This is a genomic window from Solimonas terrae (genome assembly GCF_011067135.1).
GTDB lineage: Bacteria > Pseudomonadota > Gammaproteobacteria > Nevskiales > Nevskiaceae > Solimonas > Solimonas terrae.
This window is the reverse complement of the sequence record NZ_JAAMOW010000004.1, coordinates 63,572-83,878: the sequence shown is the minus strand read 5'-3', so window position 1 is coordinate 83,878 and position 20,307 is coordinate 63,572. Positions and strand designations below refer to the sequence as shown.

The 20,307-nt window shown below is 65.6% G+C and carries 16 protein-coding genes; 7 read left to right on the top strand and 9 right to left on the bottom strand.

What is annotated here, in order from left to right:
* Positions 1-62 precede the first annotated feature (62 nt).
* A complete protein-coding gene (locus tag G7Y85_RS08535; RefSeq protein WP_166254918.1) occupies positions 63-2,651 on the top strand; it encodes a TonB-dependent receptor in 2,589 nt (862 codons plus the stop codon).
* Between the two features lie 94 nt (positions 2,652-2,745).
* Complete coding sequence (locus G7Y85_RS08530; RefSeq protein ID WP_166254915.1) at positions 2,746-3,366, top strand: START domain-containing protein; 621 nt, start codon at positions 2,746-2,748, stop codon at positions 3,364-3,366.
* Positions 3,367-3,401: 35 nt separating this feature from the next.
* Here G7Y85_RS08530 and G7Y85_RS08525 read toward each other — a convergent pair whose 3' ends face one another.
* Positions 3,402-4,157, bottom strand: a complete 756-nt coding sequence (locus G7Y85_RS08525; RefSeq protein ID WP_166254912.1) for an SDR family NAD(P)-dependent oxidoreductase — start codon at positions 4,155-4,157, stop codon at positions 3,402-3,404.
* A gap of 112 nt (positions 4,158-4,269) precedes the next feature.
* Here G7Y85_RS08525 and G7Y85_RS08520 point away from each other — a divergent pair, with 112 nt between their 5' ends.
* Complete coding sequence (locus G7Y85_RS08520) at positions 4,270-5,289, top strand: synaptic vesicle VAT-1 family membrane protein (RefSeq protein WP_166254909.1); 1,020 nt, start codon at positions 4,270-4,272, stop codon at positions 5,287-5,289.
* A 40-nt stretch (positions 5,290-5,329) separates the two neighbouring features.
* On the opposite strand, the gene G7Y85_RS08515 is transcribed toward G7Y85_RS08520, so the two are convergent.
* A complete protein-coding gene (locus G7Y85_RS08515) occupies positions 5,330-6,067 on the bottom strand; it encodes a DUF4197 domain-containing protein (RefSeq protein ID WP_436286632.1) in 738 nt (245 codons plus the stop codon).
* A gap of 274 nt (positions 6,068-6,341) precedes the next feature.
* On the opposite strand from G7Y85_RS08515, the gene G7Y85_RS08510 reads away from it, so the two are divergent.
* Positions 6,342-7,367, top strand: coding sequence for a sensor domain-containing diguanylate cyclase (locus G7Y85_RS08510; RefSeq protein ID WP_166254903.1), 1,026 nt, complete (start codon positions 6,342-6,344; stop codon positions 7,365-7,367).
* 29 nt (positions 7,368-7,396) lie between these two features.
* Here G7Y85_RS08510 and G7Y85_RS08505 read toward each other — a convergent pair whose 3' ends face one another.
* Both G7Y85_RS08505 and G7Y85_RS08500 read right to left on the bottom strand, forming a co-directional pair.
* Positions 7,397-9,127 (bottom strand): FAD-dependent oxidoreductase, encoded by a 1,731-nt coding sequence (locus G7Y85_RS08505; RefSeq protein WP_166254900.1) that lies wholly within the window; start codon positions 9,125-9,127, stop codon positions 7,397-7,399.
* A 105-nt stretch (positions 9,128-9,232) separates the two neighbouring features.
* The gene (locus G7Y85_RS08500) at positions 9,233-10,360 is read right to left on the bottom strand and encodes a flavin-dependent monooxygenase (RefSeq protein WP_241696102.1); all 1,128 of its coding nucleotides are present in this window, start codon (positions 10,358-10,360) and stop codon (positions 9,233-9,235) included.
* A gap of 300 nt (positions 10,361-10,660) precedes the next feature.
* Between G7Y85_RS08500 and G7Y85_RS08495 the strand changes: the two genes are divergently transcribed.
* Complete coding sequence (locus G7Y85_RS08495; protein WP_166254897.1) at positions 10,661-12,316, top strand: alpha/beta hydrolase; 1,656 nt, start codon at positions 10,661-10,663, stop codon at positions 12,314-12,316.
* Between the two features lie 85 nt (positions 12,317-12,401).
* Here G7Y85_RS08495 and G7Y85_RS08490 read toward each other — a convergent pair whose 3' ends face one another.
* Positions 12,402-13,916: a cellulase family glycosylhydrolase gene (locus G7Y85_RS08490; RefSeq protein ID WP_166254894.1), complete on the bottom strand. Its 1,515-nt coding sequence runs from the start codon at positions 13,914-13,916 to the stop codon at positions 12,402-12,404.
* Between the two features lie 187 nt (positions 13,917-14,103).
* On the opposite strand from G7Y85_RS08490, the gene G7Y85_RS08485 reads away from it, so the two are divergent.
* Entirely contained in the window at positions 14,104-15,219 is a 1,116-nt protein-coding gene (locus G7Y85_RS08485) for a 3-ketosteroid-9-alpha-monooxygenase, oxygenase component (protein ID WP_166254891.1), read from the top strand.
* A gap of 60 nt (positions 15,220-15,279) precedes the next feature.
* On the opposite strand, the gene G7Y85_RS08480 is transcribed toward G7Y85_RS08485, so the two are convergent.
* Both G7Y85_RS08480 and G7Y85_RS08475 read right to left on the bottom strand, forming a co-directional pair.
* Positions 15,280-15,747, bottom strand: a complete 468-nt coding sequence (locus G7Y85_RS08480) for a nuclear transport factor 2 family protein (RefSeq protein ID WP_166254888.1) — start codon at positions 15,745-15,747, stop codon at positions 15,280-15,282.
* A gap of 2 nt (positions 15,748-15,749) precedes the next feature.
* Positions 15,750-16,145, bottom strand: a complete 396-nt coding sequence (locus G7Y85_RS08475) for a steroid Delta-isomerase (protein WP_206675541.1) — start codon at positions 16,143-16,145, stop codon at positions 15,750-15,752.
* Between the two features lie 252 nt (positions 16,146-16,397).
* Between G7Y85_RS08475 and G7Y85_RS08470 the strand changes: the two genes are divergently transcribed.
* Positions 16,398-17,612: a helix-turn-helix transcriptional regulator gene (locus G7Y85_RS08470; protein ID WP_241696086.1), complete on the top strand. Its 1,215-nt coding sequence runs from the start codon at positions 16,398-16,400 to the stop codon at positions 17,610-17,612.
* Between the two features lie 131 nt (positions 17,613-17,743).
* Here the strand turns inward: G7Y85_RS08470 and ntrC are convergent, their stop codons facing one another.
* The gene (gene ntrC, locus G7Y85_RS08465) at positions 17,744-19,237 is read right to left on the bottom strand and encodes a nitrogen regulation protein NR(I) (protein WP_166254885.1); all 1,494 of its coding nucleotides are present in this window, start codon (positions 19,235-19,237) and stop codon (positions 17,744-17,746) included.
* Entirely contained in the window at positions 19,234-20,301 is a 1,068-nt protein-coding gene (gene glnL, locus G7Y85_RS08460) for a nitrogen regulation protein NR(II) (RefSeq protein ID WP_166254882.1), read from the bottom strand. The genes ntrC and glnL overlap by 4 nt, the downstream gene beginning before the upstream one ends.
* Positions 20,302-20,307: the final 6 nt, after the last annotated feature.

Genomic DNA, 20,307 nt, shown 5'->3' with positions numbered 1-20,307 from the left:
CACGGGACTTGGCCACCCGCCAGCGGGGGCCGCCAGGGCGAAGTCGCCAGGAGGAGAGGAACATGAAAGCACTCGTAATGGGTGGCAGCCTGCTGGCGGCCGCCAACCTTGCAGGGATGTCGTCTGCACTCGCGCAGGCCACTGATACGGACGCTGCTGCGCCCACGGTCACGGTGCCCGAGACGACCGCAGCGGATGCCGGCGCCGATCAGGACACCAGTAATGCCGCGCCGTACGCGACCATCCCGGTTCCCGCAGCGCCGGAACCGGTGAACGCTGCCGCGGAGCCTCAGAGTAGCCGAGCGATCGCCGAGATTGTCGTCACCGCGCGTCGCTCGAAGGAGAACCTGCAAAACGTCCCGATCGCGATCTCGACGATGAGCGCCGACGACCTGCAGCGCGAGCAGATCACCACGCCGCAGGATCTGCAGGGACGTGTGCCGTCACTGATCGTCGGGGCGAACAGCCAGATGCGCAACACCGAGACGCCGACGATCCGCGGGCAGGGCGCAACCTATGGCTCCAGTCCCGGTGTCGTGATGTATCTGGGCGAAGTGCCGCTGCCATCCGACCCGGTCGCCAACTACCAGGGCGGTCCCGGCAAGTTCTTCGATCTGGCCAGCGTGCAGATTCTCAAAGGCTCGCAGGGAACGCTTTTCGGGCGCAACACCACGGGCGGCGCGATGCTGCTGGAACCGCAGAAGCCGAAGGACGGCTGGTCGGGCTACCTGCGCGCCGGCGCCCTCAGCCTTGCGGGCAAGGGCAATCTGACCGGCTACAACTACGAAGGCGTGCTGAACGTGCCGATCGTCGCCGACAGCCTGCTGGCGCGCGTCGGTGGCCAGTTCTATCAGCGCGACGGCTTCACGCGCGATGTCGTCACCGGCAAGGATTACGACAACCGTCATTACTGGGCCGGCCGCGCCAGCCTGCTGTGGCGACCGAGCGACGGCATCGAAAACTACCTGATGGGGCACTACGCCAGCAGCCACGACAACGGCACGGCCGTCGTCATCAAACAGATCAACCGCGAAGGGCTCAACCAGGCGATCCCGGGCGCGATCGGCCTCGGCGCGGCAACGCAGATCATTCCGGGCATCGACCTTGCGCAGGTATTGAACGCGGGCTGCCTGGTCCTGGACTTCTTCGGACCGTCGACGAACTGCGGACAGGACATCGTCGATGAGCAGGCCGCGCGCAGTAATCGCGAAGTCCAGCTGAGTGCCGACCCCAACGACATTCTCAAGTCCGGTGCCGTCGTCGACAAGACGACGTTTGCGCTGTCGGATGATGTCTCGCTGATCAACATCGCGAGCTATTCGACCCTGCGACATTCCTATCGCTGGGATCTCGATGGCTCGCGCGCCGCCATCAACGAATTCACCAATCCGTCCGACGTATTGGAAGCCGACATTCACAGCGTCACGGAAGAACTGCACCTGGCCGGCTCGGCACTCGATCGCTCGCTGAGTTATGTGGTTGGCGCGTACTACGAACACAATGAAGCCGAAGGCGAAATCCTCGCGACCTCGTTGATGTTCGTGCACACCACCCAGCAGTACGAGGAGACGAAATCGTCGTTCGCGCCGTTTGCGCAGGCGACCTATGATCTCGGCGACGTGTTCGAGAGCCTGTCGGGTCTCAAGCTGACGCTCGGTGCGCGGCATACCAGCGACAAGACGAGCGGCCACGCGTCGATCCGGCAGCTGGCGCTGAACACGATTCCGCTCGTCAACAAGTCGTACGCGGCGGATATCGACGACGCGGAGTGGACCTACACCGCAGGCCTCGACTACAAGCTCGGCCGCAATCTGCTGTACGGCAAGGTCAGCCGCGGTTACAAGACCGGCGGCATCGCGCCGATTTCGGTCAACCCCGCGCGCTACACCTACGCACCGGAATTCGTCCTGAACTACGAGATCGGCGACAAGTCGGAATTCGAGATCGCCGACATGCCGGTACGCTGGAACTCGGCGGTTTACTACACCGACTACACGAACCTGCAGAAGGCCGGCATCGACGCTTACGTCGATCCGCACGCGGTCAGCCCGGTCCCGCAGCTGGGACAATCGATCTTCAATGTCGGCAGCGCCTGGGTCGCCGGCCTGGAAACCGAGTTCACCATCGAGCCGGTGCGCGGCGCGGCATTCGTGGCGACCTACGGTTACACGCGCGCCAAGTACCGCGAGTTCGAGCTGGAATACACCGGTGCGACGCCGCAGCTCGACTGCAGTGGACAGAAGGTCCAGGCCGGAAACATGGTCGATTTCTCCTGTGCGCCGTTCCAGCAGACGCCCCGGCATCAATTCAGCCTGTCGGCACGCAGCATGCTGCCGGTCAACCCGACGGCAGGATATGTGCAGGCTTCGGTCACGTACGCCTGGACCGACCGCCAATACAGCGCATCGACACCACCGGATGCCGAGCCGGAGGCGTGGCTGCCGTCCTATGGCTTGCTCAACGCCAGCCTGAGCTGGAGCCAGATTTTCGGATCGGGCCTCAGTGCGCGCCTGTACGGCACCAATCTCATGAACAAGGAATACCGGCTGTCCAACAGCAACCAGTGGAACCTGACGTACTTCCAGGCATCGATGTACGCCGAGCCGCGCATCGTCGGGCTGACGCTGTCCTATGCCTGGGGCGATGAGTAACGAAGCCATGCGCGCTTGTCCGTCGCCCGACGTGTCGCACAGCAGGCGCCGACACCTGCGTCGCTGCGCGTGCCTCATCGTCGTGTCATTTCTGATGCCGGCTTCGCGCGCAGTCGCCGCAGACGACTGGCGTCTGGAGCTGGATCGTGATGGCATCCAGGTCCAGACCCGGGCCGTGGACGGCTGGAGCATTCGCCAGATTCGTGGCAGCGCCCGGATCGCCGCACGCCTGCCGAGTGTCGTCGCCGTGATCGACGATCCGGCGGCGCAGGACCGGCTCGAAGAGCGCGTCGCGCAGGCGACGATCCAGCATCGCGAAAGTGCGACGCGCTATCAGCTCTACGCCCGGCTTCACATGCCGTGGCCGGTCAGCGATCGCGACATCGTCAACCAGCGGCAGATCAGGCAGGACCCGACCAGTTTCGTCGTCACGATCACCGATACCGCCCTGCGCGACGCGGCGCCGCGGCCCGGGAATGGCGTGGTGCGCATCGTCCGCTCGACGCAGGTCTGGACACTGACGCCGGACGGCGACGGTGTCCGCGCCCAAGTCACGCTGCTTTCCGATCCCAACGGACCACTGCCGGCTGCGCTGATCAACTCGATGTCGATCAGCACCCCGTTCAAGATGCTCAAGGCGCTGCGTGCACTGGCGCAGAGTCCGCCGTACGCATTGGCGCGGCCTGCGTTCATCGAAGATCCCGGCACGCGCTAGCGCGACACCGGCGGCCGCGTGCCGAAGTGACGCGCTCACCCGAGAAACGCCTGCCCGCCGTCGACGCCGATGCTCTGGCCGGTGATGTAGCGCGAGTCCTCCGAGCACAGCGAGACGACGAAGCGGCCGATGTCGTGTTCGCAGGAGCCGACGCGGCCCTGCGGTACGGTGGCGACGAACGCGGCGGCTTCGTCGGGGCGTTCGCGCGTCCACCAGGCCATTGCCGGTGAATCCGCAAGCGGCAGGATCGCGTTGACGCGAATGCCGTCCTTTGCGAACTCGCAGGCCGCGGCGCGCGTCAGCTGACGGATTGCTTCCTTCACCGCCGCATACGCGCCGTAGCCGGCGAGGTCCCAGCGCTTCGCCGACGACGAGCCGAAGTTGATGATGTTGCCGTCACCCTTCAGATGCGGATGGCAGAGTTTCATCAGGCGGAAGCTCGCGAGCGGGCCGGATTCCCACCCCGCCGTGAAGGCGTCGTCGCTGACCTGCAGCAAGGCGCCCAGCGGCACTTCCTGGGCGTTGTTGACGAGGATGTTGAGGCCGCCGAGTTCGCCGACCGTGCGCGCGACGCAGGCTTCGAGCGAGGCTGCGTTCTTGACGTCGCATTCGATCGCCAGCGCCGTGCCGCCACGCTTGCCGATCTCCGCGACGGTCGCCTCGAGTTTCGCCAGCGTACGGCCGGTGACCGCGATCTTCGCGCCGGCAGCGGCCAGCGCAAACGCGATGCCCTGTCCCACGCCCTGTCCGGCGCCGGTCACCAATGCAACCTTGCCCTGCAGCTTTGCCATGCGTACGCCCCGTATCCGTGAGGCGCCTAGTGTGGAATCGCGATGACGGCATCGCCTAACCCGCGTGGGGTAGGCATGGCATGCTTGGCGAATTCCGACGACGGAGCGTGGCATGCGCAGCATCTACATCAGCGGGCGCGGCGGCCCGGAAAAACTCGTGGTCCGCGAAAGCGCCGATCCACAGGCTACCGCCGGCACGCTGCGGGTGCGCGTGCGCGCCAGCGGCATCAACTTCGCCGACATCCTCGCCCGTCAGGGCCTGTACCCAGACGCGCCGAAACTGCCCTGCGTGGTCGGCTACGAAGTCTCCGGCGTGGTCGACGCGGTCGGTCCCGACGTCGATCCGGCGTGGTTGGGCCGCGAGGTGTTCGGCCTCACGCGTTTCGGCGGTTATGCCGACGTGGTGGTGACGCCGGTGGCACAGATGTTCGAAAAGCCGGCGGCGCTCTCGCACGAACAGTGCGCGGCGATTCCGGTGAACTACCTGACCGCCTGGCAGTTGCTCGTCGTCATGGGTTCGCTGAGCCACGACGAAACCGTGCTGATCCACAACGCCGGCGGCGGCGTCGGACTCGCCTGCATCGATGTCGCACGCCACATCGGCGCGCGCATCATCGGCACCGCCAGCAGCGGCAAGCACCCATTTCTCAAGGAACGCGGCCTGCACGAGGCGATCGATTACCGCACGCAGGACTGGCCGACCGAACTGCAGCGCCTGACCGACGGCCGCGGCGTCGAGCTGATCACCGATCCGCTCGGCGGCAGCCACTGGAAGAAAAGTTACCGCGCGCTACGCAGCACCGGCCGGCTCGGCATGTTCGGCATTTCCGGCGTCACCGAGTCGCGCTTGTTCGGTCCCTTGAAGCTGCTGCCGGTCGCACTGGGCATGCCGTTCTTCCATCCGCTGCCGCTGATGGACGGCAATCGTTCAGTGTTCGGCGTCAACGTCGGCCATCTCTGGCACGAAGTCGACAAGATCCGCGGCTGGATGCAGGCCCTGCTGCAGGGTGTCGACGACGGCTGGCTGCGCCCGCATGTCGATCAGGTTTTCAGTTTCGCGCAGGCCGGCGAAGCGCATGCCTACATCGAAGCGCGCCGCAACACCGGCAAGGTCGTGCTGCGTCCGGACTGACGGCAATCGAGCGACGAATGCCGGACTCGCCGGGCCACGCTCAGTGGCTGCCGAACACCTGCTTCAGAAGTTCGGTTCCGCGCGCGGCCGGATTCGTGCGAATGCGCGCTTCCTCGGCGGCAATGGTCGTGAACAGACCGGCGAGCGCCTTGTCCGTGACATAGTTGTCGAGATCCGGCACCGCGTGACCGGACAGCTGCAGCAGCGGGCCGGCCTTGGCACTCAGCTGCTTGTAGCTTTGCGTGACGCCGACACCGGCGGTCGCACCGCGCACGATCGGCAGGATCTTCACGCGCAGCGAATCGCTCGCCGTGCGCTGGAAGTAGCGGGTCGCGGCATCCTGCGGACCGTCGAGAATCGCGCGGGCATCGGCAACGCTCATCTGTCGCACGGCGTTGCCGAAGATATCGGCGACCTGCGGCACCGCACGTTCGGCGGCGCGATTCAGGGTCAGCTGGAATTCGTCGAGGCGCGGGCCCTGGCCGAACTGGCGCAGGCTGTTCTCGATTCCGGACAAGGGCGACGGCAGGGGAATGCGCACTGCGGCATCGCCCCAGAAGCCATCGGTGCGACCGAGCTGGTTGATGGCCTTGGTCGTACCCTGCGCAAGCGCCTCGCGCAGGCCGGACACGATCTGGCTGTTGTCGAGGGCGGTGGCGCCGGCCGGCGGCGGCTGGGCCTGCTTGAACCAGTTGCCGAGATCGGATTTCCAGCTCGCTGCACATGCAAAACTCAGAGGCAGCAACAGCGCGGGCAGCATTCGCGAAAGCAGGCGCACGGGGACCATCCGAAGGAACGATGCGCCAGTGTAAGGTGCCGGCGCCGCAAGTTCGCCGACCGCGCCATTCGCCTGCCCTCGAACGGCCGGCCCAACCGGCGCTTCCGCTCGTCACCGCTGCGCTGCGCCTTCCGTCAGGCCGGAAAATCCGCCCATCGCCTGCGGACGGATCGAGGCACGCGCGCCTTTTTACGCTGCGTTTGGGGGAGCAGGCCAAATCGCCCGGTTCCCGCCCTCTCCCGACATCCACGGTCCGCCGCACCGGAGCGACCCGATGCACAGCTTCGAATCGTCGCCCCCCAGTACAGAGCGCTTGCTGGCCGTCATCAAGGTGCAGGCCGAGATCGCCCGACAGGGTCCCGATCTGGCAGCGGTAATGGCGCTCGCCACCGATCGCGCCCTCGATCTCACCGCCGCCACCGGCGCCGTGATCGAGCTGGCCGAAATGGGCGACATGGTCTATCGCGCCACTGCCGGCGTGATCCTGCCGTTCATTGGCCTGCGCCTGTCGCTGCGCGGCAGCCTGTCCGGATTGTGTGTGTCCTCCGGCGCAGTCCTGCGCTGCGACGACAGCGAGACGGATGAACGTGTCGATCGCGAAGCCTGCCGGCGCATCGGCGTCCGCTCGATGGTCGTGGTGCCGCTGCGCCATCAGGATGCCGTGATCGGCGTGCTCAAGGTCACCTCGGAGCGATCACGCGCTTTCGGCCCCGGCGAAACGCAGATTCTCGAACTGCTGTCGGAGATGATCGGCGCCTCGATGTACCACGCGACGCGCTTCGAAGCCGACGAGTTGTTCCACCGCGCCACCCATGACGCGATGACCGGGCTTGCCAACCGGGCCTTGTTCTTCGACCGCTTGCGTCACTGTCTGGCACGTGCCGCCAGACATCGCGAACAGGTGGCCGTCATCCAGCTCGACATGGACGGGCTCAAGCCGATCAACGATCGCTGGGGTCACCGCGCCGGCGATCAGGCCATCGTCGAATTCGCGCGACGCCTGCGGCAATCGGCGCGCGGCACCGACACGGTTGCGCGCCTGGGCGGCGACGAATTCGCGATCCTGATGCCGCAGGTGAGCAACCGCGACGAGCCGGAAAGCCTGGCGTTGCGCGTCCACAACGAGTGCCGCGCACCGTTCGATTTCGACGGCCAGTCATTGCCGCTGCGCGCGAGCACCGGCGTGGCCCTCTATCCGGCCGACGGCGAGGACCCGATCCAGCTGGTCGAACGTGCCGACCACGCGATGTATGCGCAGAAGCGCCGCCAGCAGCAGGCTCAGCGCGCGCCTGCGCGCTGAAGCCGCCGCACCGCAGCGTCGGCCGCGCGTCAGGCGGCGGCTTTGAGTGCCGCCGCCTGGGCGGCCAGATCCCGCACGGCCACATAGGCAAACGTCATCGCCGGCCCCAAGGTCGAGCCGGCACCGCCGTAGGTCGGCCCCATGACCGCAGCCGAGGTGTTGCCGGTTGCGTACAGCCCTGGGATGACGCTGCCGTCATCGCGCAGCACGCGCGCCTGCGGATCGGTCACCAGACCCCCCTTGGTGCCGATCTCGCCGGCATCGAGCTTCACCGCGTAGAACGGCGGCTTGATGATCGGCCCGAGACAGGTGTTCGGCTTGACGCTCGGGTCGCTGTAGTAGCGATCGATCGCGGTTTCGCCCTTGTGGAATTCGGGATCGACGCCGGCCTTCGCATACTCGTTCATATTCGCGACGGTCGCTTTCAGCCCTTCCGTGTCGACCCCGATCTTGGCGCTCAGCGCCTCGATCGTGTCAGCGCGGTAGTAGACCTTGTCCAGCCAGTCCTTCGGCAGCTTCGAGTCCGGCTCGATCTGGCCGGGCAGGAAGATGCCCATCGGATATTTGTAGCGGAACGTCGCGTCGAACACGAGCCAGCACGGCACCGTGCCGTTGCCCTTGGCATCGTCGGCATACATCGCGTTGCGGAAGTCCGGATAAGCCGCGGCTTCGTTGACGAAGCGCTTGCCCTTCCTGTTGACCGCGACGCAGCCCGGCATGCCGCGCTCGATGAACAGCGTGATCTGCTGATCGGCGCCGGGCTTTTTCACGGTCGGCGACCCCCAGACCAGATCCATGTGCTTGAGCGCCGCACCGATGGCCTGACCGGCGCGAATGCCGTCACCGTGATTGATCGGCGGCGCCGCGGTCCAGGCCACCGTCGTCGGCTTCGCCAGATACTGGTCGCGCATCTGCTGATTGGACTCGAAGCCGCCGCAGGCGAGGATCACGCCGCGTCTCGCGTGGTAACGCAGCGTCTTGCCCTGGTGCTTGACGACGACGCCGACGACACGGCCGTCTTCCTCGATCAGCGATTCCATGCCGGTGTCGAGTTGCAGCGGAATGTGCTGCTGCATCATCGCGTAGCGCAGCGTCGCGACCATGCCCTGACCGAGGACCTGGCGACGATCACGATGCGTCTTCATGCGCCAGCCGATGTCGAACCAGTACTTGAGCAGCATCTTCACCGTCAGCCACACCCAGCCCGGCCCGCGCGAAAACAGCTTGTGCGCCTCGACCTGATCCATCGCGATGCGGCCCATCAGCAGCGTGCCCTTGAACGACTCGCGTTGATTGTGGAACTCGTCACCGAGCCTTGAGGCGTCGAACGCGACCGGCTCCATCGAGCGCCACCCCTGCTTGCCGCCGGGATTGTTCGGGTAGTAGTCCGGATACTTCGGCACGTTGCGATAACGCACGTCGAAGTTTTTCGCCAGATATCGCACCATCTCCGGCGCGTTGTGCAGATACGCCTCGATGCGAGCCTGCGGCACCTCGTCGCCGATCAGGCCCTTGAGATAGGTCAGCGCGTCCTCGAACGAATCCTGGCCACCGGTGCGCGCGATGTCGTCGTTGCACGGTATCCAGATGCCGCCGCCGGACACCGCGCTGGTGCCGCCGTACTTGTCGGACTTCTCGATGACGACCGACGACAGACCATGACCTTTGGCACACAGCGCCGCGGTCATGCCGCCGCCACCGGAACCGACGACGATGACGTCGTACTGCTGGTCCCAACTTCCAGATTCCGCTACGCCCATGTCAGTGCCCGCTTGATGTGAAAGTCCGGACCGATGCGGCGCAGCGCGGAACAGTCCGGTGAACTGTTGCGCCGCCGGACGGCCCGGGCCCGAACCGGAGGTTCCTTACAGGAACACGTCGGTGTTGTCGCGACCGAGCAGCACGGCGCCGTAGTTGCGGCCGAACTGATCCGGATTGTTGGCGTAGTGGCCACGCGCGGCGTAGATGTCGAACAGGTAACGATGCAGCGGGAAGTCGGTGAAGATGCCGCGCCCCCCGCAGGCCGAGAACAGCGCATAGGCATGTCTGGCGCAGCGCTCGACGACCTGCGCTGCCTGTGCACGGAAGTGCACGCGCTGGGCGATGTCGTCGAGCGGCTCGCCCTTGCGGATCTTGCCCATCAGCACATCGAAGTTGCGATGCAGGACCAGCTTCATCTCGTCGATCGCCAACGCCGCTTCGGCAGCCGCGAGCTGTGCCGGCGGCTGCTCGGAGGTCTTGTTGCCCATGTCGCCGACGCGCACCTTGGCGAAGTCGACGAAGGTATTGAGCGCACCCTGCAGACCACCGATCGCGGCCGACGACACCGCGCGCACGAAGATCTGCCCGAATGGCAGCTTGTACAGATCGGCGGTGAAGGTGTGGCGGCCGGGGTTGGTGCCCATGAAACCGTCGCTGCCCTTGTGCGTGCGGTATTCCGGCACGAACACATCCTTGACGACGATGTCTTTCGAGCCGGTGCCCTTGAGCCCCATCACGTGCCAGGTGTCGACGATCTCGAAGTCCGACTTCGGCAGCAGGAAGGTGCGGTACTCGGGCGGCTGGCCCTCGTTGAAGATCAGGCCGCCAAGGAAGATCCAGTCGCAGTGATCGCAGCCGCTGGAAAAGCCCCAGCGACCGGAAAAGCGGAAACCGCCTTCGACCGGCTTGACCTGACCTTTCGGCATGTAGGTCGAGGCGATGCGCGTGTTGCTGTCCCGGCCGAAAACGTCTTCGGCGGCCTTCGGATCGAACAGCGCGATCTGCCAGTTGTGCACGCCGATCACGCCGTAGATCCAGGCGGTCGACATGCAGCCTTCGGCCAGCGTCATGCAGACGTCGTAGAACACCTGCGGGTCCATCTCGTAGCCACCGTAGAGTTTCGGTTGCAGAACGCGGAAGAAGCCGGCGTCCTGCATTTCCTGCACGGTCTCGGCCGGGATCATGCGAAGTTCCTCGGCCTGCTTCGCGCGGCTGGCGAGCACGGGCACCATCTCGCGCGCGCGCTGGACCAGCACTTCGGGACTGATGGGCGTGGTCGTTGCGGTTTTCTGGGCGGTACCTGACACGGTGATCTCCTCGCGAATCGGGGGCGCAGGCGTCTGGCACGAAAGCGCCGTCCTGCACGAGACGCTTTGTCGCAGAAGCCCCGCTGGCAGGCATCGTCCGAAACGACTAGCCGACATGCGCGCGCCGGACGGCGTCGACAGCGCCGCCCTGGCGTTCCAGAATGGATCGCACAACCGGTCGCGCCAAGGACGACCGGCGGCACCGACCGCAACGGGGGGAGCAAGATGCGCAGGATCCTGAATCGCGGCGTCGGGGTGTCGTTGCTGATGCTGGCGCTCGGCGCCTGCGGGCGTTCGGCGCCGACCGCGTCACTCGCCGCCGCCGGCGGCGATCATCCGGGCGGCGACACGGCCGGCATCGATCTGCGTTGCGACGACGCTGCCTATCCGTCCGCGCAGTGGACGAGCTGCGAGGCGCAGAACTACGCGAAGATTCTCGAAGCGCCGGTCGAGGAAGCGGCCAATCCGGCGTTCGTCACGCGCTGGATCGAGCAGAGCGCCGCGAACCAGTTCGACTACACGGCGCGTGATCTCGATGATCCGAGCTGGCTGCTGGCATCGAGTCCGCTGTTGACGGCGCTGCTGAACACGCCGCCGTCGGAGCTCGCACAGACCCTGCAGGATCGCATCGCGGCGATCCAGGCCGATCCGACCGCCGCGATCTCGCTGCCGCTGAATGCGCCGCTGGTGCCGCTGTGTTCGACCTGGTCACTGCAGTGCACGGGCGATCCCTACCGCTATCCGCAGGTCGCCGGCGCCGATGGCCGTTTCTACACCGAAGAAGCGGAGGTGGTGCCGATCGTGTTCTACGACGACGGCTGCGCGCGCCTCAGCGGCCACGTCTGGCTGCCGAAGAACGCGCCGGCCGATGCCAGGCTGCCGACCATCGTCATCGACAACGGCTCGATCCAGGCGCCGGAAACGCTGTACTGGTGGGCGGCGCAACTGCTGGTGCGCAACGGCTACATGGTCATGACCTACGATCCGCGCGGCCAGGGCCGTTCCGACTGGCAAACGCCGAGCGGCGGACAGGGCGGCAACATCGACACCTCGGTGTTCGTCACCGGGCTGGTCAATGCGATCGACTTCCTGCATTCGACGCCGTCGCAGCCGTATCCGGAGAACCAGACCTGCGCCGGCCGTTATCCGACCGCGGTCACCGGCTACAACCCGTACTTCGACCGCATCGACCGTGATCGCCTCGGCGTCGCCGGGCATTCGGCCGGCGCATTCGGCGCCTCGATCGTGCAAGGTCTCGGCGCCGACGGCGCCGCGCCGTGGTTCGGCAAGCTCGACGCGCACAATCCGGTGAAGGTGATCGTCGCCTGGGACGCGCTCGCGGTCGGCGATCCGGGCGCGCCGCTCAGCGAAGGCTATGCGGCCGTTCCGCGCGTGCCGGCGCTGAGCCTGATGAGCGAATACGTCAGCCCGGCCGGCAGTAGCGCAACCAGCATCGCGACGACCGCGGCGCCATACCTGACACCGCCTGATCCGGACGATCATCTGCTCGCCTATCAGGCGTTTGCCGATGCCGGCGTACCGGTGTTCGCGATCACGATCGCCGGCGCGACGCATTTCGACTTCAGCCTGTTGCCGACCTTTCCGGCAAGCTCGTGGTGCCCGCAGCTGGTCAATGGCGCGTGCAGCGGCGGCTGGGGCTTGCCGCTGATCGAACACTACACGCTGGCCTGGTTCGATCGCTGGCTGAAAAAGCCGGGCGAAGCCGGTTACGCCGACGCCGACGCACGCCTGCTCGACGACGATGGCCCGCAGGGACGGCTGAAGATGAGCTGGCACTTTCACTCGGCACGCGACTATCCGGCGCGCGGCGGCCGTGAGGAGCGCTGCAACAATCTGCGACGCGGCTGCACAGCGTCGTAGCACCGTCACCGCACGATCGGAACCCGCCCGTTCGTCCATGTCCGCGGGCACGCATGCAAGGCACGTCCGCACGGAGGCGGCGACGCTAGTTCGCCGTCAGATCGATCGTCACCTCGTTGGCGCCGGCGAGATTGTCGAGCCGCAATTGCCCGGCATTCGGCGCGGAGACCACGGTCGCGCCGCTGACCTCGACGTGATAGCCGTTCGGGTAGTGGGTCGACAGCGGTATGTAGATCAGGGTCGGCCCGCCGGCAGCGCGCGGCGTGTAGCGGTAGTGGAACGCGCCGCTGTCGGGATCGAACGATAGCTCCTCGGGGATGCCGGCGGTCGCCTGCGGATAGCTGCGCTCGAGGATGCGCAGCTTGTCGGGTTTCACTGTCGACAGGTCGGCGTCGTCGGTGAACAGCCCCTGTGCACCACTGCCCTGCGATTGCGTGGTCGGGTCGGCCCAGTTCTTGTAATGCCAGTACTGCCAGCCGATCAGATGCTCGTCGGCAAGTGCGGTCGTCTGGCGCAGCAGTTCGAGATCGTCGGTGGCCCCGAACTCGGTCAGCAGTTCGACGGCATTCATTCGATCGGCCTGATCGCGCGCCTCGTTGGCGGAGGCCTCGTTGAAGCCGTTGCAGGTCGCCGGAATCGGCAGGGCGTCGATCAGACCGAGCTGGACCGACTGCGTCAGCGCCGCGAGCGGGCAGTAGTCGTGGAAGGAATAGCCGAGCTGCGATTCTCCGGCAACCGCCGTGAACCCCTTCGGCGTGCCGACGCTGCTGCCCTCGGGTTCGGACTCGAACCAGATGATGTGCTGCTGATCGACGCTGCGGATGCCGTTGCGCGCGTACTCGTAGAACGGCTGCAGCTCCTGCGAGTCGTGCGCCGGACATCCGACCAGCGGCACCAGGCAACTGGCGTATTCGAGACCGGCCCAGGGCTCGTTGAAAAGATCGTAGCCCATCGAATACGGCTGATCGGCCCAACGCTTCGCAACTGCCGTCCAGGCCTCGCGAAAGCCGTCGCGGATCTCGCCGGTGTCCGCCCAGAGATTGTCGTAGGCCTGCGAAAGCTGCGGCGTGAAATAGTTGAACGGAAAACCGAAGGCCGGTGGCCCGAGCAGGGTCGTGAAGCTGCCGGGCAATTGTTCGACCGCCCAGTCCGGCACCCCCTCGCCCTGATACAGCGGTCCGAGCATGTCCTGATGGAAGTCGAACAGCATCCAGATGTGCCGCCTGGCGAGCAACTGGATGACACGGTCCCAGGCAACCAGATAATCCTGATCGATGACACCGGCCTGCGTCGGCATCACGCCGGCCCAGAGCACGCCGATGCGTGCGGTGTTGAACCCGTGGTCGGCAAGCCAGTCGGCGTCGGCCGCGACAAATCCGTCGGCCGTCGCAGGCGGCACGAACGGCGCGGTCTTCCAGACCATGTTCACGCCATGCAGCATGACGACGCGATTTTCCGCGTCGACCAGCCAGCGACCGTCGCGGCGCAGCGGCGCGGACGCCTCATCGCCGGATTGCGCTTCGCCGGGCACCGTCGATGCCTTGCAGCCGACCAGCGCGCACGCCAGCACCGATGCTCCGAACAAGTGAACGGCACGCATCCTGTCTCCCCCGATTTCCGGTCACTCATCCTGCGCGCAGGCACTGCGCGCACGGGTCACCGTGATGTCCGACACGCTAGGTACGCAAGCGCTTTGTCACTTCATTCAAACGGGTGATGTGACCGTTGGGGCCCGTGCCCACACTCGTCGGCAATCGCTTTTTTGGTTTCGATGAGGAGCGCCATGCATGGCCAGCTCGAAAGATTACAAGCTTGGTGAACATACCTTTCCACGCGGCTGGTTCATGGTCGCCGAATCGGCGAAGGTCACCGACAAACCGCAGGGCGTGCGCTTCTTCGGTCAGGACTTCGCGCTGTATCGCGGCAAGGACAGCGGCAAGGTGATCCTGCTCGACGCGTATTGCCCGCACATGGGCACGCATCTGGCGAAAAACAGCACCTCGTATGTTGCGCAGGACGGTTCGGTCGAGGGTGATTCGATCCGCTGCCCGTATCACGCCTGGCGCTTCGGCCCGGATGGCAAGTGCAACCAGATTCCGTACTCGAGCGGTCCGATTCCGCCCGCCGCCAGGATTCGTTCCTGGCCGGTGGTCGAGAGCATGGGCGCGGTGTTCGTCTGGCACGACGCCGAAGGTGGCGAGCCGGAATGGGAAGCGCCGTTCCTCAACGAATGGAACGATCCGACCTGGACGCACTGGACCTTCGACGATCTCGGCAAGATCGACGTGCATCCACAGGAGATCGTCGACAACATCACCGACGCGGCGCACTTCGGGCCGGTGCACGGCTCCAGAACCAAGTTTTTCGAGAACGAATTCAGCGGCCATCTGGCGATCCAGCGCATGGGCGGCGGACATCGCACCCTGGTCGCCGAAGGCGGCCCGCTGCTGGTGACCGAGGCGGTCTATCACGGCCCGAGCATCCTGATCACGCGCATGAGTGGCCTGTACGATTCGTACATCTTCATCGCGCACACGCCGGTCGACGACGGCTCCTCCTATGTCTGGCACGCCCTGCTCGTACGCTCGGCGACCGGCCAGCCGGCGACCGAAGCCGATCATGCCGCTGCGCGCCAGTATCAGGACATGGCGCTGGCTGCCTTCGCGCAGGACTTCGAAGTCTGGCGCCACAAGCGGCCATGCTTCCAGGGCCTGTTCGTGCAGGGCGACGGTCCGTTCCGCCTGCAGCGCATCTGGTACAAGCAGTTCTACAACCCGCGTGCGAACGCGCAGGAGTACCGGCGCCAGGTCGACGGGGTCCATCTCGCGCGCGGCATCGAGGGCGCACCGGACGACATGCGCGAAGCCAGCCACGAGTCCCTGCAAATCGCCGTCAACGCCTGAGCTCGGCGCCGGAGCAAAAAAGGCCCGCGACTCGCGGGCCTTTTTGTCGGGTGTGGCGGCTCAGTCGCGCTTCATGGCCTGCTTGAAGGCGTCCGGCATGTTGTAGTCGAACGAGCGCTTCTCGACGCGCTCGACGATGCGCCAGCCGGCTGCGGTGCGCCGGTAGCGATCCAGATACCAGAGTCCGAAGAACATGGTTTCGCCTTCGCCCGGCGTGCCGTCCGCTTTCGGCAGCACCATCGGATTGATGCAGGCTACCTTGCCGCGCGCCTCGTCGCCCTCGATCTCGAAGGCAAAATTGCCGTTGAAGTGCATGTAGCCCGGAAAGATCGCCAGCGCTTCCGGCAGCCATTTGCGGATCTCCGGATAGCCACCGGCAATGCCGCCGGCGGCGCGATAGTCGATGTGCGCGTCCGGCGTGAAGATGTGATCGAGCCGCTCGAACGCGCGTTCGTCGATCGCATAGGCGTAGGCAACCACCAGTTGCTCGAGTTCGAGGCGATCGGAGATCTGCTGGGCGCTGAGCATGGCTACTTCTTCCCGCCGATGACTTCCATGTCGCCCGGCCCCCAGAACGCGCGCATCGACGTGAACTGGCCGGCTTCGTTGAACGTCATCACGTCGATCACCCGGATCACCGCTTGGCCTTCCGGCATCTTCAGTTCGACGTCGAAGGCCATCGCCGCGGAATTGCCGTGCGAGCCGCGGATCGGCGCCGCCAGCTTGAGCCTGGCGCCGGTCTTCATCGAGAACTCGTAGAACTTCGAAATCTCCGCCTTGCCGGTCTTCAGCGGGCTGCCCACCGGGTCCTCGATCGTCGCGTCGTCGGCGAACAACGCGGCGACCGCCGCCGGATCCGCACGATTGAAGCCATCGACATAGGCCTGCATCGCCGCTTTCATCACTTTTTCGCCGGCACCCGCCATCGCACACGCTCCTCGAGTTAGGTCTTGATCGTGCGTGCCATGCTCGGGGGCACGCGGGTTCGCAGAATCGTCCGTCCGGACGAAAGCCGTGGTAAAACCGCCCCAATCGAGCCGGTCATCCGCGCCCCGACTTGACGGGATACGCAAAGCCAGCCGACTATTGCGGTTCGGTCGTTTCAAGAATTCATTCGCAAAAGTCCCGCAGAGGACTTGCGGCAGCGAACGACCCCAGCTTGATCGAGGAGGAAATCGATGGCCGTATCCGCCGAACAGATGTCCGGTACCCGGACTGCTGCCGCCAAGCGCGCCGTGCTCAAGACCGGTCGCCCGCGCGCCGCCGAACCGCTGAAGCTCGAAACGATCGACCAGCTGCTCGGCGCGATCTATGAAGGTCCGACCGAATCGCCGCCATGGCAGACGGCGATGCTGCGCATTCGCGAAGTGCTGGCCGCCGCGCACGTCACGCTGATGCTGCGGCCGCCGTCATCGGACAGCACCGGCGTGATGATCAACACCGGCCCGACCACCGCGCAGAACGTCGAATCCTACGAGACGCATTTCTTTGCCGCCGATCCGTTCGTGCGGCTGGCCGAGGGCGATGTGTTCTCGGCCGAGGAATTGATCGGCCCGCAGTGGCTGCAAAGCCAGTACTACCACGATTTCCTTGAACCGATCGGCGTCCGTCATCTGCTGGGTGCCGACATCTACACCAAGGACGGCATCGAGTGCCGCTTCCGCATCACGCGCAGCGCCGACGCCGGTCCGTTCTCGACGGACGACAAGTCGCTGATCAAGCTGCTGCTGCCGCACCTGAAGCGTTCCATCCAGCTGCATGCGCGCCTCGACTTCCTCGAATGCGAGCGCTCGCTGTTCGCCGGCACCGTCAATCGCATGCTGCTCGGCATGCTGAGCTTCGATGCCAATGGCAACATCGTCGAGACCAATCAGGAGGCGCGGCGCATTCTCGCCGAGAAGGACGGCATCTGGCTGTCCGGCAACAACCTCTGCATCGAGAGCAGCCAGGAAAGCCGCGACCTGCAGCGCATGCTGCGCGGCGCTCTGGCCGGCACCAATGACAGCGAAGGCCCCGGCGTCGTCGAAGCAATGGCGGTCACGCGTCCGTCCGGTCGCGCCAAGCTCGGCATTCTCGTTCGCGCGATTCCGCTCGGTCGCTGGTCGGAGAGCAAGCAGCGCCCGGCCGTGGCCGTCTTCCTGCGCGATCCGGAAGCCAATGCCGCGCAGCCTTCGCAGGAACTGGTTCGTCGCCTGTTCGGCCTGACGCGCATGGAAGCGCAGCTGGCGCTGCTGCTGACCGAAGGCCTGACGCTCGACGAAGCGGCCGAGAAGATGAACGTGCGGCGCAATACCGCGCGCACCCATCTGCGCTCGATCTTCTGCAAGACCGGCGTCACCCGGCAGACCATGCTCGTGCGCCTGCTGCTGAACAGCGTGCTCAGCCTCGGCTGATCATGCGCATGAAAAAGCCGCCGACGCGCACGCGTCGGCGGCTTTTGTTTGCGCGGCATTCGATGCGGGTGAGCGCACCGCCGCGTCCTGCTTGCGGCCAGGCCCGGCTCAGGCCCGCGCACTACTCGCGACTATTCGTCGTCTCCCATCCCCAGTTCCTTGATCTTCCGGGTCAATGTGTTGCGGCCCCAACCCAGGCGCTTGGCCGCCTCCTGGCGCTGTCCCTTGGTGGCATGCAAGGCGACATCGATCATGGTCCGCTCGAACAGCGGGATGGCCGTGCCGAGCAGATCGCTGTGTCCGGCCGCGAGTTCACGTCGCGCCCATTCGTGCAGACTGTCGTTCCAGCTTTCGGCAACCGCAGATGCTGCCGGTACCGCGGCCGGCATCGTCGCAACGGGAACCGTGACGGGTGATGCTGACACGCCGGGCAACAGCGCAGCGTGCGCGGCAGCCTTGGCCGGCGAGCTGGGAACCTGCGTCAGCTCCGGCGGCAGATCCTGGGGATGCACGTCCTGTCCGGGCGCCATGACGGTCAGCCAGCGGCAGATGTTTTCGAGCTGGCGGACGTTGCCCGGCCAGTTGAATGCCTTGAGGCGTTGCATGACATCGGCACGCACACGCTTGGGTTCGGTCTTCAACTCTTCGGCTGCACGCAGCAGAAACGAGCGCGCGAGTTGCGGGATGTCTTCCGGTCGTTCGCGCAGCGGCGGTATGCGCACGCGGATGACATTGAGTCGGTGATAAAGGTCTTCGCGGAATCGGCCTTCACGCACGAGCTCGTCGAGATCCTGATGGGTTGCGGCGATCACGCGCACGTCGACGCGGATCGGCGCGACACCGCCGACTCGATAGAACTCGCCGGTCGACAGCACGCGCAGCAGGCGGGTCTGCAGGTCGGCGGGCATGTCGCCGATTTCGTCGAGAAACAGCGTGCCGCCGTCAGCCTGCTCGAAGCGACCCTTGCGCTGGGTAGCCGCGCCGGTGAACGAGCCGCGTTCATGGCCGAAGAATTCCGATTCCAGCAGGTCCTTGGGAATCGCCGCGGTGTTGATGGCAATGAACGGCTTGCCGGTGCGCGGGCTGTTGGTATGCAGCGCGCGCGCGACCAGTTCCTTGCCGGTGCCTGACTCGCCGGTGATCAGGACCGTGATATGCGACTGCGACAGACGGCCGATCGCACGGAACACGTCCTGCATTGCCGGCGCTTCGCCGATCATCGTCGCCGGCGGTTCGGCCGGGACTTCGTCCGCCACTTCGCGCGTACGCGCGGCGCGGCGCACCAGATCGGCGACACCGTCGACATCGAAGGGCTTGGGCAGGTATTCGAAAGCGCCGCCCTTGTACGATGCGACGGCCGCATCCAGATCCGAGTGGGCGGTCATGATGATGACCGGCAACTCCGGATGCGCCGCGTGCACGCGCGTCATCAGGGTCAGGCCGTCGACACCGGGCATGCGGATGTCGGAGACCAGAACATCGGGTGCGCTGTCGGCCAGCGCATCGAGCAGTTCCGCCGCACCGGGGAAACTGGTCACTTTCATGCCGGAACGGCTCAGTGACTTTTCGATGACCCAGCGGATCGATTCGTCATCGTCCACGATCCAGACGTTCAGCGCGTTCATGCGGACTCGATAGGCAAGAAGATGGAAAACACGGTGCAGCCGGGCCGCGAGCGACACTCGATGAGTCCGCCGTGGCTGTGCACCAGATACTGCGAAAGCGGCAATCCGAGGCCGGTCCCGTCGGCGCGGGTCGTGACCATCGGATAGAAAATCTTTTCGATCATGTCCGGCGGCACGCCGCAGCCGCTGTCTTCGATGTCGATCTGCACCATCAGCTTGTGACGCGCGCCACCGACGGTGAGTTGTCGCCGGGTGCGTGTCCGCAGGATGATCGAGCCATGCCCGTCGACCGCGTGCAGCGCATTGCGCAGCACATTGAGCACAGCCTGGATCATCTGCTCGCGATCGACCACGACCTCGGGAATGCTCGGGTCGTAGTCGCGCAAGACCGCGACCGCAGGCGGCGCTTCGGCCTGCACCAGCCGCCGCACGTGTTCGAGCACTTCGTGGATGTTGAGCAGTGCCTTCTGCGGCGCGCGATTCGGGCCGAGCATGCGGTTGACGAGATTCTGCAGGCGATCGACTTCGCGAATGATCACGCGCGTGTATTCGCGGTGCTGCGAGTCCGGGAACTCGTGCTCCATCAGCTGTGCGGCGCCGCGAATGCCGCCGAGCGGGTTCTTGATCTCGTGGGCAAGGCCCCGAATCAGCTCGCGGCTGGCGTCGAATTGGGTCTGCAGAGTACCGTCGCGGGCAATGCGCTGATGACGATCGACCGGCTGCATTTCCATCAGCAGACCCGGTTTCTTGCCGACCACGAACGGCGTGACAATCAGATCGACGGTGATCGACGAGCTGCCCGGACGCGCCAGCTTGAGCTCGCGCTCGATGAACCCGGTCATGGTGTCGAGCGCCTTGCGCAGGCGCAGCTCGTGCGGAGCGAAATGCGCAATGGCGTCCACCAGCGCCTCGCCGAGCGTGAGGCGCCGCGACACTTCGAAAATCCCTTCGGCGGCGAAATTCAGAACCGACACGCGCAAGCTCTCGTCGAGGGCGACCACCGCCGTGGTCTGTCCGTCGATCACGTCTTCCGCGGTCACGCGGCTGCGGGCACCCAGTTTCATCGGGCA

Coding starts and splice junctions, on each gene's coding strand:
- G7Y85_RS08520 (WP_166254909.1), top strand. CDS start 4,270: ATGCGCAGCATCTACATCAGCGGGCGCGGCGGCCCGGAAAAACTCGTG.
- G7Y85_RS08485 (WP_166254891.1), top strand. CDS start 14,104: ATGGCCAGCTCGAAAGATTACAAGCTTGGTGAACATACCTTTCCACGC.
- G7Y85_RS08475 (WP_206675541.1), bottom strand. CDS start 16,145: ATGGCGGGTGCCGGCGAAAAAGTGATGAAAGCGGCGATGCAGGCCTAT.
- glnL (WP_166254882.1), bottom strand. CDS start 20,301: ATGAAACTGGGTGCCCGCAGCCGCGTGACCGCGGAAGACGTGATCGAC.
- G7Y85_RS08530 (WP_166254915.1), top strand. CDS start 2,746: ATGCCGGCTTCGCGCGCAGTCGCCGCAGACGACTGGCGTCTGGAGCTG.
- G7Y85_RS08490 (WP_166254894.1), bottom strand. CDS start 13,916: ATGCGTGCCGTTCACTTGTTCGGAGCATCGGTGCTGGCGTGCGCGCTG.
- G7Y85_RS08525 (WP_166254912.1), bottom strand. CDS start 4,157: ATGGCAAAGCTGCAGGGCAAGGTTGCATTGGTGACCGGCGCCGGACAG.
- G7Y85_RS08535 (WP_166254918.1), top strand. CDS start 63: ATGAAAGCACTCGTAATGGGTGGCAGCCTGCTGGCGGCCGCCAACCTT.
- G7Y85_RS08495 (WP_166254897.1), top strand. CDS start 10,661: ATGCGCAGGATCCTGAATCGCGGCGTCGGGGTGTCGTTGCTGATGCTG.
- ntrC (WP_166254885.1), bottom strand. CDS start 19,237: ATGAACGCGCTGAACGTCTGGATCGTGGACGATGACGAATCGATCCGC.
- G7Y85_RS08470 (WP_241696086.1), top strand. CDS start 16,398: ATGGCCGTATCCGCCGAACAGATGTCCGGTACCCGGACTGCTGCCGCC.
- G7Y85_RS08500 (WP_241696102.1), bottom strand. CDS start 10,360: ATGGTGCCCGTGCTCGCCAGCCGCGCGAAGCAGGCCGAGGAACTTCGC.
- G7Y85_RS08510 (WP_166254903.1), top strand. CDS start 6,342: ATGCACAGCTTCGAATCGTCGCCCCCCAGTACAGAGCGCTTGCTGGCC.
- G7Y85_RS08480 (WP_166254888.1), bottom strand. CDS start 15,747: ATGCTCAGCGCCCAGCAGATCTCCGATCGCCTCGAACTCGAGCAACTG.
- G7Y85_RS08505 (WP_166254900.1), bottom strand. CDS start 9,127: ATGGGCGTAGCGGAATCTGGAAGTTGGGACCAGCAGTACGACGTCATC.